Annotated in this window: 11 protein-coding genes; 8 read left to right on the plus strand and 3 right to left on the minus strand. The window is 50.5% G+C overall.

All coding sequences use genetic code 11. The features are described 5' to 3' along the window. Positions 1 to 169 precede the first annotated feature (169 nt). The 6 genes from BMY11_RS01125 to BMY11_RS01150 all read left to right on the plus strand — a co-directional run bounded on the left by BMY11_RS01125 (position 170) and on the right by BMY11_RS01150 (position 8,060). On the plus strand, positions 170 to 1,981 hold the full coding sequence (locus BMY11_RS01125) for a sensor histidine kinase (RefSeq protein ID WP_177182445.1): 1,812 nt from the start codon (positions 170 to 172) through the stop codon (positions 1,979 to 1,981). Further along, positions 1,956 to 3,371, plus strand: a complete 1,416-nt coding sequence (locus BMY11_RS01130; RefSeq protein ID WP_090572636.1) for a response regulator — start codon at positions 1,956 to 1,958, stop codon at positions 3,369 to 3,371. The genes BMY11_RS01125 and BMY11_RS01130 overlap by 26 nt, the downstream gene beginning before the upstream one ends. A gap of 253 nt (positions 3,372 to 3,624) precedes the next feature. Beyond that, complete coding sequence (locus BMY11_RS01135) at positions 3,625 to 5,352, plus strand: extracellular solute-binding protein (RefSeq protein WP_177182446.1); 1,728 nt, start codon at positions 3,625 to 3,627, stop codon at positions 5,350 to 5,352. A 91-nt stretch (positions 5,353 to 5,443) separates the two neighbouring features. Beyond that, positions 5,444 to 6,352: an ABC transporter permease gene (locus tag BMY11_RS01140; protein ID WP_090572638.1), complete on the plus strand. Its 909-nt coding sequence runs from the start codon at positions 5,444 to 5,446 to the stop codon at positions 6,350 to 6,352. A 24-nt stretch (positions 6,353 to 6,376) separates the two neighbouring features. After that, positions 6,377 to 7,261: a carbohydrate ABC transporter permease gene (locus tag BMY11_RS01145; protein WP_090572639.1), complete on the plus strand. Its 885-nt coding sequence runs from the start codon at positions 6,377 to 6,379 to the stop codon at positions 7,259 to 7,261. A 46-nt stretch (positions 7,262 to 7,307) separates the two neighbouring features. Further along, positions 7,308 to 8,060, plus strand: coding sequence for an alpha/beta hydrolase (locus BMY11_RS01150; protein WP_090572640.1), 753 nt, complete (start codon positions 7,308 to 7,310; stop codon positions 8,058 to 8,060). A gap of 1,147 nt (positions 8,061 to 9,207) precedes the next feature. Here BMY11_RS01150 and BMY11_RS01155 read toward each other — a convergent pair. Together BMY11_RS01155 and BMY11_RS01160 are read right to left on the minus strand one after the other, a co-directional pair. After that, a complete protein-coding gene (locus tag BMY11_RS01155; protein ID WP_090572641.1) occupies positions 9,208 to 11,508 on the minus strand; it encodes a Sip1-related alpha-galactosidase in 2,301 nt (766 codons plus the stop codon). Positions 11,509 to 11,620: 112 nt separating this feature from the next. After that, positions 11,621 to 12,079 (minus strand): TlpA family protein disulfide reductase, encoded by a 459-nt coding sequence (locus BMY11_RS01160; RefSeq protein ID WP_177182447.1) that lies wholly within the window; start codon positions 12,077 to 12,079, stop codon positions 11,621 to 11,623. Between the two features lie 195 nt (positions 12,080 to 12,274). Between BMY11_RS01160 and BMY11_RS01165 the strand changes: the two genes are divergently transcribed. Both BMY11_RS01165 and BMY11_RS01170 read left to right on the plus strand, forming a co-directional pair. Beyond that, positions 12,275 to 12,637, plus strand: coding sequence for an Hpt domain-containing protein (locus BMY11_RS01165; protein ID WP_177182448.1), 363 nt, complete (start codon positions 12,275 to 12,277; stop codon positions 12,635 to 12,637). Positions 12,638 to 12,662: 25 nt separating this feature from the next. Further along, positions 12,663 to 14,594 (plus strand): methyl-accepting chemotaxis protein, encoded by a 1,932-nt coding sequence (locus BMY11_RS01170; RefSeq protein ID WP_090572644.1) that lies wholly within the window; start codon positions 12,663 to 12,665, stop codon positions 14,592 to 14,594. 53 nt (positions 14,595 to 14,647) lie between these two features. On the opposite strand, the gene BMY11_RS01175 is transcribed toward BMY11_RS01170, so the two are convergent. Continuing rightward, positions 14,648 to 15,556, minus strand: a complete 909-nt coding sequence (locus BMY11_RS01175) for a LysR family transcriptional regulator (RefSeq protein WP_177182449.1) — start codon at positions 15,554 to 15,556, stop codon at positions 14,648 to 14,650. Between the last annotated feature and the right edge of the window lie 103 nt (positions 15,557 to 15,659).

Here is a 15,659-nt window from a genome sequence, read left to right on the forward strand (position 1 = left end):
TTGTAAGTGATAGCTTGTTCTCTTACAGCCATTAGAGGTAGAATAAATAACGACATCAGGAGCACTTACACTAACGCCAAGTTAAGCTGTAATGAAAGCAGTCTTATTCGGTCCGTTCATCTCCTTGTCCGCAGAGCTATTGCTTTGCTGGCAAGGAGTTTTTTTATACGTGCTAATTCGGAAAGGTTGGGTCCAAGTGAAGAAGACTCATCGCAAAACACGAAATATCGACGTCCTGCCCTATCAGCTGAAGCACCGGTTGTTCGCCATGCTGGCGTTGTCGGTACTCATCCCTCTATCGCTAATCGGCGTCATCTCCTATTACGGGATATACAACGTGCTGCAGAACAAGGTTGAGAAAGGTGTCGTCAAAAGCTTGGAGCAGGAGCGCAAAGGGATGGAGTCGGTGCTGAGCAACCTCGACTATTCCTCACGACAGCTCGCCTTCGAGGGGAAGGTCGGTAAAGACTTGAAGTCTTACCTTGCGACAAGCGATCCGCTTGATAAGAAGATGATCGGCACGGAAATCGAGAATTATATTTCACTCATCAACTACACGAATCCGCTGCTTGGTCTTACCGCTTATTACTTGCCCGACTCGAAGCAGTTTTTGTTTGAGAATTTGTACATCAATCCGCAGCTGGATGTGGATACTTTTAGTAAAATCAATCAGGAAAACAGCAATTATACGATCCACGGCCCGCATCGCACGCTGTATACGAACAGCAAGAATACAGTCTTTTCGATCATGCGAGAAACCGAATCTGAGGATGCCAGCTCTGTGACAGGCCCCATCTACGTCTATATTGAGACGAATTTATCGGCGATTACGAGCTTGTTCAACGATGAGCCATACGGCATGCCGGTTACACATTTACTCCTAGATGCGAATGACCGCATCATCTATAACGGCAACGGTGAGAGCCAGTTCATAACGGGCTCAGACTTCGGGAACGTGAAGGCAAAGAGCGGTAGCGACTACGTCTTTTTCGGCACGAAGAGCAGCTATGGGGTTCAGCTTGCCATTGCCATTGAGAAAGACGCCTATCACAAGGAAGTGAACGCTTGGCTGCGGAAGTTCGCTGCCGTCGGTGTTTTATCCCTAATGATTGGGCTATTAATCGGCTGGATCATATGGGGTATGATCTACCGCCCTTTGCAGCGTATTCGCATGCAATTCAAGCTGCTTGGCGAGAATCGGTTCAATGAGCCGCCGCTGTCCCTGCATATTAAAGAGTTCGATGAGCTGCTCATGCATTTCTACGAGATGCGTCAGCGCATTCGCATGCTCATGCATGAGATCGAGCTGAAGGAAGCTCGCAAGCGGCATCTTGAAGTCGAGAAGCTGATGTATCAGATGAATCCGCATTTTATCCATAACACGCTCAACACGGCGCAGTGGCTTGCCAAGATTAACGGGCAGGACGAAATCGTGAGGCTGCTGATGATCTTCGCCCGGGTACTCAATTACAACATGGGCAAGGAAGGCAAGATTGTTACAGTCGGTGACGAGATCCAGACGGTGAAGGATTACATGGAGCTGCAGCAAATTCGCTATAATCATCAGTTCCATGTCGACATTGAGGTGGATAAGCAGGCTGAGGGCATACAGATGCCGAGATTCCTGCTGCAGCCACTCGTTGAGAATGCGCTATACCATGGATTTAAGCAAAAGGACGGGAAGATCGAGGTACGGGTGACGCTTGAGCGTGATAATCACATCAGCATAACGGTCAAAGACAACGGTGAAGGCATGTCGCAGGAGGTTGTTCAGACGCTGTTGGTAACAGACAATGCCGAGCGGCGTAAGGTCGGGCTTGGCATCGGCCTTAACTTCGTGAACAATATTGTGAAAATGTATTATGGGGAGCAATACGGACTGAAGGCGGAGAGCGAGATCGGCGTAGGCACGGTCATGATTCTGCGGCTTCCGACAGTCATTAAGGAGGTATGGGATGATCAGGACGTTGATCGTGGATGATGAGCACTTGGTGCGTAAAGGATTAATCTATACCGTCCCGTGGAAGGAGTGTGGCTTCGAAATCGTAGCCGAGGCGGACAATGGCGAGAGTGCGCTTGAGATAATGGAGCAAATGCCGATTGACCTGCTAATGACGGATCTCACGATGCCGGTCATGAATGGATTCGATCTGATGAAGACGGTGAAGGAGCGGTTTCCATCGATTCGGATGGTCGTGCTGACCTGCCATCAAGATTTTCATTTCTTGCAGGACGCCGTGAGGCTTGGTGCAATCGATTACGTCGTGAAGACCGACATTGCAGACAATGTGCTGGAGGAGATGCTGCACCGGATTCAAGGGCGAATTGAATCGGAGAGTGAGCAGCGCGTCGGACAGGCTGTGGCGGATGAGGAAGCGGAGAAGGCGGCGCATCGCCAGGCGCTCGTTATTATGCGTCCGATGCGAAGTACGCAGCAGGTTCATCAGGCGCTGCTTGAAGGCGCGGTACAAGTGCAGGAATCGGTGTGGCTGCTCGCAAACAAGACGAGTGCGGAAGTGGATGAGCTTCTTACGCGAGTGAGAGAAGTCGGTCAAGTAGACGTTCTTTGCTTCATACGCGTGACGGACTGGAGTGAGAAGACGAGAGCCTCCGAGTGGGTGCCGGCGCTTAGGGACTGGTATTTCTATACGCTGCATATGGGCAGCGGAGAAGACTGGAACGTTCAGCAAGGTGAACTCCTTGCTGCGGCAGCCGCTCGCCTTGTGGGAGCAGCGGATATTCCTGTAGATTTCCGGAGCAGCTGGCTTAAGCTGCGCTGGCTGTTCGATAAGAAAGAGTTCGATGAACTTATGCAGCGCATACGCGAGATGGAGCTGCCGAGCGAGAAAGTATTAGCGATGTTTGAGGGAATGGCGGCGGCATGGGAGCTGCTGTCCGTGACGAATCAACTGTGGACAGACTGGCGCGAAGCGACGGCAGGCTTCGCCACGTTAGCGCAGTGGCAGAATTGGTTCGAGCATTGCTGCATTCGGATGGCGCAGTATGCACGCAGCCGTGGCTGCTCGAACGATGTGTTTATCGCAATCATTCGCGCGCTTGAGATGCTTCATGCCGATTCCGGCGAGAGCGCGAACCGGACCGAGCTGTCTGCGAAGGTGAACCTGAGCCAAAGCTACTTCAGCACCGTGTTCAAGGAGATTGTCGGCAAGTCGTTCCATGAAGCGCTCAAAGAAGCGCGGCTGGAGAAAGCGAAGCAGATGCTGACGCAATATGCGGACATGCCGATCTATTGGATCGCGGAGAAGACAGGCTTCCAAGACGAGAAGTATTTCAGCAAAATCTTCCGTGTGCAGACGGGCATGGTGCCGTCGGAGTATCGAGAGAAGCAGCTGCAATCAGGTCTGCGTTAGATCGGTCGGAGGAACAAGCCGCGAACGCGCGTGCATCCCTTGTTCATGCAGCACATTTTTGAAACGATTTTCAACAAAGGGTACGAAAAAGATTAGCCGCAGGGTAGAAAAATGTCGGATGCCGTTCAAGATAGCGTTTTCATACGAACATTCTTCTCCCGCCCAGCGGTTAGGATTCTCTCACGATCATTCAATCGGCGGAGGTATGATGTACATGTACCAAATAGACAAAGAGCCGAAAGAAGGGGTAGCAATGAAAAAGACAGCATTGATCTCGGCAGTTGCACTAATGCTTGTTGTATCCGCTTGCTCGAAAACAGATAACACAAACAATGGCGCAACTACGGGGACAAATAATGGAGCGACTCAGAACCAGACTGAAACTGATGCTGCAGCACCAGCTGAGAAGCCAGATCCGTTTGGCCCTTACGCTGAAACCGTTGATTTCACAACAATTGTGAACAACAACCCGGAAGCAGCGAAGAAGTTCCCTGAAGGCGAGTCCTACGAGAACAATAAATACAAATCCTACCTGGAGAAGGCGCTGAACATTAAGTCCACGCCGCTGTGGGAAGCAAACGGCCCGGCATATTCCAATAAATTTAACCTGATGATCGCATCCAATGATATTCCTGATATTTTCGTTGTGGAGAACATCGACAAGACACCAGCGAAGACATTGCTCAAGCGTCTGTATGATGCGGGCATGATTGAAGATATGACAACGGCTTATGATCAATACGCAAGTGACGCAGTAAAAGAAGTTAACCAGTCCGTGAACAACAAGGCGCTTGATAACGCTTCGTTCGACGGTAAGCTGTACGGCCTGCCAAGCGTGAACGACATGAACAACGTAAACATGGTTTGGGTTCGCCAAGATTGGCTGGACAAGCTGAAGCTGAAGGCTCCGACAACGACAGACGAGCTGATGGTAGTGGCAAAAGCATTCAAAGAGCAAGATCCGAACGGCAACGGCAAGAAAGACGAAATCGGTCTTGCAGCGCAAGGCGCGCAGCTGTTCAACGGCGAGCCGTTCACTTTCACAGGTCTTATGTGGGCTGAGAATGCATTCCCGAACATGTGGGTGAAGGACGATTCCGGCAAGCTGGTTTACGGTTCAACACAGCCTGCTGTGAAGACGGCGCTCGGCAAGCTGGCGCAAATGTACAAAGACGGTTCGCTTGACAGCGAGTTCGCGCTTCGTGACGGCAACAAAACAGCAGAATATCTTGCTAGCGACCGTGCCGGTCTGATGATGGGCATGTGGTGGAACCCGTTCTGGCCAATTAGCGGTGGCATCGACAACAATCCGAAGGCAGAATGGAAAGCTTACCCGATCATGACAGGCGATCACGTTAACGTTGGTAACGATTTCTACTCCAACTCCTTCATCGTCGTGAAGAAAGGCTTCGAGCATCCAGAACTCGCCGTGAAAATCATGAACATCATGAAGGCGAACTCCTCGAAGAAGATTCCTGAGCTGCTCGAGCTTGAAACAACTGGTATCTACAAAGCAAGCGATTCGACTCGCACCCAATGGGGTCTCAACAGCCAAGTCGTGCCGGTATTCCCGGATACAACAGCGCGTACCGTTAAGAAGTTCGACGATATCTTCGCTGGCACAGCGAAAGAAGATATTCTCGACATAGCGGAGAAGCCGATCTTCGATCAAGTGAAATCGGAGAAAGACAATCCGAAGAAAGATCTGAACAACTACAAGACTTACCTAGCTTGGATGGAAGGTAATGGCGTTGTATCCCGCAACAAGCTGAACAACGTGTTCAACGAGTTCACAGGCACAACACCGACAATGGAACAAAGCAACACAACGCTTAGCGACTTGCAAACGAAGACCTTCCTCGAGATCATTATGGGCAAGAAGCCTATCTCTGAGTTCGACAGCTTCGTAGCGAGCTGGAACAAAATGGGCGGTGAGCAAATTACGAAAGAAGTTAACGACGCTGCTTCGGCACAGCAATAAAACCGTTTAACAACTGCGGGTCGTTGGAGGCGTTAACACTAGTGGTTAACGCCTTCCGCACACCCGGGTACGGGTAGGAGGAGATAAAGAGATGGCAAAGCTTTTGCAGAAGGAATCGACGCATTTTCATTTGATGCTGTTGCCCGCTCTCGTATTGGTAATGATTTTTCAAATCTATCCGATGACGGGTATTGTGCTTGCTTTTAAAGATTTTGTACCGACGAAGGGCATCGGTGGCGTATGGCATATGCCTTGGGCAGGTTTTAAGTATTTCCGCTTTGTGCTGGATAACCCTGAGAGTAAAACGATTTTGCGGAACACGCTTCTGATTTCGTTCGGAAAGATCATTACGATGATTATTTTCCCGGTTGTATTCGCGCTCATGCTGAATGAAATTCGGCTGCGCTGGTTCAAACGTACGGTGCAGACCGTCGTCTATTTGCCCCATTTTCTATCGTGGGTCGTCGTTGCAGGTATTTTGAAGGATGTACTCTCGCTGGAGGGTCCAGTGAACTGGGTGCTGCATCACTGGTTCGGACTTGAGCCGCAGATGTTCCTTGGCAGCAACGATTGGTTCCGCTCGATTATCATTTCGACGAACGTGTGGAAGGAATTCGGTTTCTCCACCATTATTTATTTGGCAGCTTTGACGAATATCAACCCTTCGCTGTATGAAGCGGCTGAAATCGATGGGGCAGGACGTTTCCAAAAACTTATGCATATTACATTGCCGGGTATTGCGATGACGATTGCGCTGCTTGCGACGCTGAGCCTCAATGGCGTATTGAACGCAGGCTTCGATCAGATTTTCAACCTATACAACGTACTCGTGTACGATACCGGCGATATTATTGATACTTACGTTTACCGTTCCGGTCTGATGTCAGCTCAATATTCAATGGCAACAGCAATCGGTTTGCTAAACTCCGTCGTAAGCTTCATCTTGGTCGTGTTCACATACTTTATGGCTTACAGGTTTGCAAATTATCGGATTTTCTAGTGCTTGAATAATGAGGTGATAGCTATGGTTCAAAATAAATCGTTAGGCTCGCGTTCCTTCGACGTGGTGCTGTTCATCATTCTTGTTCTTATTTCGCTGCTCTCGGTCGCGCCGATCATTCATACGCTTGCACTATCACTGAGTAAGGCGTCGCTGGCTATGGCGGGTCAAGTCTTCCTCTGGCCGAAAGGGCTCACTTGGGGCTCTTATGAGAAAGTGTTCGCGGACAAGCAGTTCTTCCTATCGTTCTGGGTGACGATCAAGCGGACATTCATCTATACGCTGTTCAGTGTAATCGCAACTGTCATGATGGCGTACCCGTTGTCGCGCGAGACGAAGCAGTTCAAATCACGTAACGTGTATATGTGGATTTTCGTATTCGTCATGATGTTTAATGGTGGACTAGTTCCAACCTACTTGACAATCAAATCACTAGGGCTTATGAATAATTTCTGGGTGCTTATTCTTCCAGGTCTAATCAATGTGTATAATGCGATACTCGTTATGAACTTCTTCCGTAACCTGCCGAGAGAACTCGATGAGTCGGCGGGCATGGATGGAGCGGGCGCTTGGCGGAAGCTGATTCAAATTTATTTGCCCCTATCGCTGCCAGTACTGGCGACGATTACGCTGTTCAACATTGTCGGCACATGGAATGAGTACTTCAGTGCGATGATTTACGTCACGAAGAGCGATTTGATTCCACTGCAGACGTATTTGCAGCAGGTCGTCGTGACGATTGACCCGACCAAGATAACGACTGATAATGTAAGCCAGCTTACGAGCGTATCTGATCAGACGCTAAGCTCTGCGAAGATTGCTGTGACGATGCTGCCGATTCTGATTATCTATCCGCTGCTGCAGCGCTATTTTATTACGGGGATTACACTTGGCTCGGTGAAGGAGTAAAGTTATACTAGTACAAGGTATAACAAACGATGGGGGAGCGTTCGAAATGGCTGTTATTCATATGACTTTCTTTTCAAGCGTACTTGGCATGACGTCGCCGCTGACGGTTATTATGCCGCAAGATGTGCAGCCGGGCGAGAAGCTGCCGGTGCTCTACATGCTGCACGGATTGAGCGACGATGATACAACTTGGCTTCGCCAGACGACGATCGAGTATCAGCTGGCAAACCGTAGGATGGCTGTTGTGATGCCGAACGTGCACCGCAGCTTCTATTCCGACATGGCGTATGGCCGTAAGTATTGGACGTATGTAAGCGAAGAGCTTCCGAAAATCGTGAAGTCCATGTTCCCGATCTCGGATCGGCGCGAAGACACGTTCGTGGCGGGCTTGTCGATGGGCGGCTATGGCGCCTTCAAATTGGCGCTTGCACATCCTGACCGTTATGCGGCAGCGGCAAGCTTCTCCGGTGCACTCGATATCCGCGCATTGCCTCATTTGTTTGAAGGCAATGAGTTTACGGAGATTTTCGGTGACATGGAGGGGACGAAGGAGCACAAGGACGATCTGTTCCATATTGCTGAACGTGCGGTACAGTCGGGGGCGAAGCTGCCAGCGCTGTATCAGTGCTGCGGGACGGCGGATTTCCTGTACGAGGACAACATTCGCTTCTTGAACTATACGAAGGAGCTCGGCGTTGAGCTGACGTACGAGGAAGAGCCAGACCACCAGCATGAGTGGGGCTACTGGAACATGAAGCTGCCGCGTGTGCTGGACTGGATCGCGGAAGTGACCAAGTAAAGGTGGGCTGTGGTGGTGGGGAGGCCTAGGGCAGAACTAGGGGATAGCCGGAAGCGGGTAGAACCGGGGCTGAACAGAAGCAGAACCGGGTAGAACCAACCCACAACCAAATCACAACCGGAGCACCAACGTGGTACAACCGATGAGGAACCGAAGCAGGTGATGCTTCGGTTTTTTGTTGTGCTGTGGGTAGGTGCCGGAGGTGGCACCGAAGTAAGCAGATGATTGCTCACTCTAAAGGGCATGGAGAAGCTGAGAGATCATATATGTGCTCTCAGCGCGAAAATCGGCCGATTGAGACTCTGAGAGTGCAGAATTAGCACTCTCAGATAAGGAAACAGCCGAAACCGGATGCTTGGAGAAGCTGAGAGATCATATACGTGCTCTCAGCGCGAAAATCGGCCGATTGAGACTCTGAGAGTACAGAATTAGCACTCTCAGATAAGAAAACAGCCGAAATCGGCAGCATGGCGGAGCTGAGAGATCATTTACGTGCTCTCAGCGCGAAAATCAGCCGATTGAAGCTCTGAGAGTGCAGAATTAGCACTCTCGGATTTTCACTTGGCGTTGAGAGTTGGAATCTCCGGCACTCAGCATTCAACAATGTTACTCTAACTTCGCACCGACACTAAAGCTAGTCTGGTGGACTACATGAGTGTGAAAGCAGCGGAAATGAGGTAGGAAGCTAGTCTGATGGACTACATGTGTGTGAAAGTGGCGGGTACGGTGTCCAGTAGCTGATCTGCTGGACTACATGAGTGTGACAGTAGCGGAAATGAAGTAGGTAGCTAGTCTGATGGACTACATGTGTGTGAAAGTGGCGGGTATGGGGTCAAGTAGCTGATCTGCTGGACTACATGAGTGTGAAAGTAGCGGAAATGAGGTAGGAAGCTAGTCTGATGGACTACATGTGTGTGAAAGTGGCGGATATGGGGTCAAGTAGCTGATCTGCTGGACTACATAAGTGTGAAAGTAGCGGAAATGAGGTAGGAAGCTAGTCTGATGGACTACATGTGTGTGAAATAGGCGGGTATGAGGTCAAGTAGCTGGTCTGCTGGACCACATCGATAAGTAGCAGACTGCCACAACACAAAAAATCCCCACCATCACACTTAACGTGTGTAGTGGGGACGTTCCAAGCATCCAGCTAGAATACCAGTTCAACAAGCACCTCTCTACCCGTCATAGCTCTGCAATCCACCGAGTAGAAGCCGGCCTCAGTCTTCACTTCCACCTGCAGCCCGTTCACGTAGGCGCTCACGGGAGCGGACGCGGACGCGAAGCCGAGCGAGCCGCCTTCGTACAGCGTCATAACGGCGCGGCTGGCGCTCGCGTGGACCGACTTTATCGCGGCAGTCGATACGTACTTATCGACTAGCCCGAAGCAAGCGAAGCCGTCCTTAAACGGCACAGCTGTGAAGAACTTCGGCTTATGCCGCTCAACCGTGAAACGGTGCGAGCTGGCACTTGCCTCCGCACCTGCCCTGGCACTTGCCTCCGCACCTGCTCTAGCACTTGCCTCCGCACCTGCTCTAGCACTTGCCTCCGCACCTGCTCTAGCACTTGCCTCCGCACCTGCTCTAGCACTTGCCTCCGCACCTGCTCTAGCACTTGCCTCCGCACCTGCCTCAACACCTGCCCCAGCCTCCGCCAATCCGTCCATTACGAACGCGCTCCGGTCAAAGTGGTCATAAACCACATATGCCGCGGCAGCCTCCAATCCCGGCATATCCGCTAGCCGGAGCTCTCCTTCCACAGCATCAGCATCCTGATGGATGTGGAATGCAGCCAGCAATCCAGCATCGCCCGAGCGGCTCCAGATCTTCAAAGGAACCGCTGTTTCCACAGGATTCACAAACAGCACATCCGCTGTCGGTACGCCTGGCTGATCGGCACGCAGCAGGCGGCCGTCCGACATCACAAGCGGCAGCAGAGCAGCCGCGTTGGTCTCGCCGACCTTATCGCTAACATAGACAGGGCCGCCGCTGATCGCGCGCAGCACCGCGTGGTCGATGCTGTCCTCGTGCGTCGTCCACCAAATATCCCAATCGCCCCAGTACAGCGTGCTATGATAGAACGAATTGTACGCGTTCTGCAAGGCGTGCTCACGGAACCAATCCGGCTTAGCCGGATAGAAGTCGTCGCTATTACGGGAGATCGCCGAGTTCGTCCGATTCCAAACATTTTCGCCAGCCATGCCCATACAGTTGATTAAGCGCCCGTCGAAATACAAGGATGCCGAAGCCTCAAGCGCCTCGTGCAGGCCGGCAGCAGCTTGTCCTAGCGGCAGCTGACCTTTCACAAACTCAATCAGCGAGCTCTGGCTGTCCACCTTCAGCATGTCAATGCCTTGCGCAGAAAGCCAGCTGTGCCACGCTTTCCAGAAGCCGAAGCCAAGCTTCGCATCCGTGCTTGGCAGCAGGCGGCCTGCTTGATCATACTGCAGAACTTCACGTAGCTGCTGAGCGATTTCGCCTTCTGGATCAATCCCATGCCAGTAGCCAGTGAATGCATGCCAGACGCCGACCCACTCTACGCCGTACTGTTCTTTTAACTTCCGCACCGTGACTGCCAGTCCACCTGGGAACTTCTCGCGATCCTCCCGCAGGGAGACGAGCATTTTGTCCCGAACCTGCGACCAACCGTCGTCGATCATAACCCATTTGACCGGGACCTGCTTGCCTTGCAGTTCGATTGCTTTCGCTTCAATTCCCTGCTCTGTCACCTCGTGATAGAACGCATCCCATGTGCACCAGCCCAAATAATTGAAAGCGTCCGGGTAACGCTTCGATTCCCTTAGCCGCGCACGCTCTCCTCGCGCGATAAACATCAGTTCAGCCGCTCCCCGAACAACGGCATAGGGATCGCTGCCTTCGTGAAGCACGAACAACAGCTCCCGACCGCTGCGGAAGCCATGCACGAGCGGGGACACAACGAATTCTAGCCCTTCGCCATTGCCGTGAAGCGCCGTTTTGAACACATTTGTACATGCCGGAAACAGCTGCGTGAAGCTCGATCCGCCCGCCGCTCGCCACATCAGTGATTGCGTCTTCTCAGGTAAGCCCGCCGTATTCGCTGCAAAATGAGGTCTTGTCCACCACCATTTGTAACCGTTGTAATGTGCCAGTACGCCGTCAATTCCCGGAGGCTCGCCGACAAACAGACGAATGCCTGCATCTGGCGCAAGACCATGTGTAATGCCGAAAATATCCTGCTTCAGCAGGACTGCAATATGCGCAATGATCGACTGTTCGTAGCAAGTCAGCTCAAGCGTGATGGTGCTCGTTTCTTCCGCATCACGGAACGGCAGACGATAGATTTCGTAGCTGCCATGCTCGTCCTGGCCGCGCTCGCCTTGCTCCCAGCCTGCTGCTGTAAACTCAGGTGTCTCGCCGGTATCATAGGTGACGCCAAGCCGCCACTCTCCAAATTGTTGTTGTGATTTCATGTTCAATCGTTCTCCTTTTGGCAGCCTCTTTACTTGCTATCATAACGAAAATCCCTGCTGAGGCAGGAGGGAATAAGGTTTGGTTCGGGTATGAAAATTGTTCATCGTCTGATTAATTGACATTGTGCAAGTAGTTGAAGGCAAAATCGATGTCTGCGATTGCTGTAGAACCGATGATCGAATCGATCAAGTTTCCGTCTGTTTTGTAAAAGTATAACGAAGGGAAACCATCCCCAAGCTCTTCCCGATCGTCACGATACAAGAGATTGATGCCGTAAAATTGGATTTTGTCTTTATACTTAGCTTCCAGCTGTACGATTTTTGGAGCGTCTTCATTGCAATACGGACACCAAGAGGTGAAGAACAAGAGCACGGTCGGCTTCTTGGAGAAATCGATCGTCGTTAACTCGGAGGTAGCGGCGTCTTTCAAACTTATCGCAGGTACAGCGGTGCCGGTTTGTACGTCATCTTCAATTGGAGCAGGTGTAACGTGCGTGACGAAGGAATAGATGATGAAACAAAGTGCAAGTGTCAAAATGACATAGGTGTTTATGACAACAAATTTTCTCAAGGAGTCACCTCTAGTTTGCTTATGTAATGAACCTATAGAACTAGTTTAATAAGGCTTTAGGTCCAGTTAGTCTACCTTACTACTAAGGCAATAAAGTTTAAATCCCACTTAGTAACTACTTTGGATTATACTAGATCATGCTGCAATAGGAACATGATTCATCACAGCGAGCTAATAAGGAGCGGAATTAGGTCAATGGCACCATTGAAGAAAAACAAGTACAAGCGACTGGACATGCAAGCTGCAATCAGGCGGCTTGGCAACAACGAAGAACTGTACGGTACGATTCTGGAGCTCTTCGTGAACAACCACCGAAATGTGAGTGAAGAGATTCGGAAGGAATTTGCAGCAGGCAACAGAGAGAGTGCGATTATGGTAGCACATTCGTTCAAAGGTGCGGCGCTGAACGTCGGGGTGTCGGAGCTTGCAGAGCAAGCGGAATTGATCATCAGGCATATTCCAGCCGCTCAGTTGGATACAATTCAGCAGCTGCTGAATGAGCTGGATCGCCAAATGAAAGAGTTAATGGAGTTAATCGGTGAATCACATCGCAAGTAGATCATTCAGCCTAGAGGAGACATCTATGTTCAAGAATCGGTTTAAATTATCCAGCATTGCGAACACATTAGCTTTACTCGTTACAATCATCAGTTTGATCACGTTCTCCGTCCTTGGCTCCATTATGTATTCCTATTCGAAAGGTCTTATTGTCAAGCAGCAAGAGGATTTGATCCTATCGAAGACACAAGCGATCGTGGAGCAAGTTGACGCGTTGTTCAAAGAAAAAGGCACGCTCGTTAATCAGATGGCGACTAACAAGCTGTTCCAGAAGTATGTCCAAACGACCAAGTCCACGGCGGAAATCGAGACTTCCCCGTATGCGGCAGAGACGTTAGCAACGCTGATGGCCATTAAAGATACCGATAAGAATCTAATTGATACTTGGGTGGCTAGCGACACAGCCAATGGTGGCAAAGGCTTCTGGTACGAGCATGACAAAGCGTTCTCTAAGCCGGATTTCGATATTAAGGCCCGTCCCTATTATCAACCAGCCGTTGCAGCAGAAGGCGTGTACTACTCCGATCCTTATGTGGATGCGGGAACAGGCAACCTCAATATCGGTATTTTTCATAAAATAAATGATGATAAGGGCAATTTTATCGGTTTCGTCGCGGCCGATTTGGGCATGAAGGATATGCCAGCAATTATGCAAAGCTATACGCTCGGCAAGACAGGCTATTCTATGCTGGTGTCGAAGACCGGTGATCTCTTGTATCATCCAGACAAGGATAAGGTGCTCAAGGAGAAGCTGACGGACGATAAAGGCGAGCTTGGCGAAGTGGCGAAGAAAATGGTAACCGGCGAATCCGGTCTCGCGCTTATCAACGATAACGGCGTGAAGCGGTATATCGGTTATGCGACGAGTAAAGAAACAGGCTGGTCCGTCGGCTTGACGGTGACGCAGAAGGAAGTTATGAGCGGCGTTAACAGCTTCTCCGTGCTGACATTAAGCGGGTTTACAATCAGTCTTATTTTCCTCGTTGCGATTACATATTGGGCACTTCGATATATTCTAAGAAGCATCCCGATCGTGCTGACGAAGCTGAAGCAGATTGAGGATGGCGATTTAACCGTTCAGTTCGACGTTAATTCGAAGAATGAAATCGGCCAAATTGCATCAGGCGTACAAAGCATGGTGCAGCAGGTGTACCAGATGATACGCACAATTGCCGACACGTCGCAGAGCTTGACGGCGTCGACGAATGAAATTTCAATCACGACCGAGGAAGTGGCGCGAGGCAGCTTGTTGCAGGCAGAATCCGCACAAACGGCGACAGAGCTTGTGAAGAAGCTGACAGATGCGGCAACGCTCGTCTCCCAGCGCGCGCAAGAGGCGGTTGAGCTGACCGTGAAGACGAACAGTGGTGCTGAGTCTGGCGGCGAAGCTGTGCATAAGACGATTAGCAGCATGGATCATCTGATAGAGCGCATGTCGAAGCTAGAACAGGATTCCAACGAGATCGGTACGATCATTCAAGTCATCAATGATATTTCGGAGCAGACGAATTTGCTTGCTTTGAATGCAGCAATCGAAGCGGCACGGGCAGGGGAACAAGGACGCGGCTTTGCTGTTGTCGCCGATGAAGTGCGTAAGCTGGCTGAACGCAGCGGTGACTCGACGAAGCAAATCGTTTCCATCATTGCGGGTATGCAGCATAGCACGCAGGAGAGTGTAAACGCCGTTCGCGAAACAGCGGATCTGTCTAGACGAACCGGGCATGAGCTGGAGCAGATTATCGCGATGGTCGGTGAAGTAGCAAGACAGTCTGAAGGGATATCGAAGGAGAGCCAGAAGCAGTCGAAGCAAGCGCAAGATGCGATGCGTGAGATCGAATCGATTGCTGCAGTCAGCGAAGAAGCAGCAGCGGCGGCCGAGCAAACAGCAAGCTCTTCTCAAACACTGTCGGTATTATCGGAAAGCTTGAACGAGGTCGTGAAGCAGTTTAAAGTATAGCAGCAGACGAAAGGCGCCATCTGAGTATGGCGCCTTTTTTGCGTTCCTCTCCTTCAATAGTTCCATTTGGACAGGTCATTCTCGAGCTGTTCCATAAACAACTGGGCCATCTCCGATAATGGCTTGTCCTTCAAGCGAACGCATCCAATAAGAAGGGCATCCCAGCCGGGATGCTCAATATCGATGCAGACATAGTTGTCACTATAGAGTGAGAAGCTTCGAATGGCCAATTCCGTTGCAATCGTAGCGACATAATTGCGTGAGACCATGCTGCGCATCGCTTCTAAATTATCCGTATACAAGGCGATGTTGAGCGGGCGATGATGTTTCGCTACGTCTTCCGTGAATAAACGGGTAAGCAGATCCTCTTGATGCAGCACGAGCGGCAAATCCAGAAACTGCTCTATCGAGATCGACGTATTGGCAGCGAGCGGCGATGTTTTGCTAACGAAGAGCACGAGCTTCGTTAGCACTAACGGTGATGTCATCAAATGCGGTCTGCCCTGCAGAAGCGAATCGAGCAGAACGAGAAGACCGACATCGACGCGGTCATGCTCGATATCGTCTATGATTTGCAAAGCCGAGTTCTCCATGAACGACACATGGATATGAGGATGTTCCTTTTTAAAGCTGAAATAGGTATCCGTAATGAGTGGCAGCTGCGCAGGTGTTCCCGCAATTCTCAATTCGTGAAGGGGCGAGTTAGTCCTTTTTGCCGCTTCCGCTTTAATGCCTTGCACCTCTTTCAGAATTACGGTCGCTTTATGAATAATAATCTCGCCGTCCGCCGTAGGCACTGCGCCTGCATGGCTGCGAATAAATAACTTAATGCCAAGCTCTGTTTCTAAATTCGTGATGGATTGACTGACTGCCGAGCGTGTTACATTCATCTGGATTGCTGCTTTGGATAACGATCCGGTCTTAGCGATTTCAACGATACATTCCATTTGCTCCAGATTCATAATTGACCCCATTGTCTTTGTATATAGTACGAAGCCCGTCTATTATACCGCGATTGCTTCAGATGTTGGACGTGAAAACTGGAAATTTCCATTTAAACATATA

Origin of the sequence: Paenibacillus sp. OV219, from assembly GCF_900110075.1 — a bacterium.
Classification (GTDB): Bacteria; Bacillota; Bacilli; order Paenibacillales; family Paenibacillaceae; genus Paenibacillus_Z.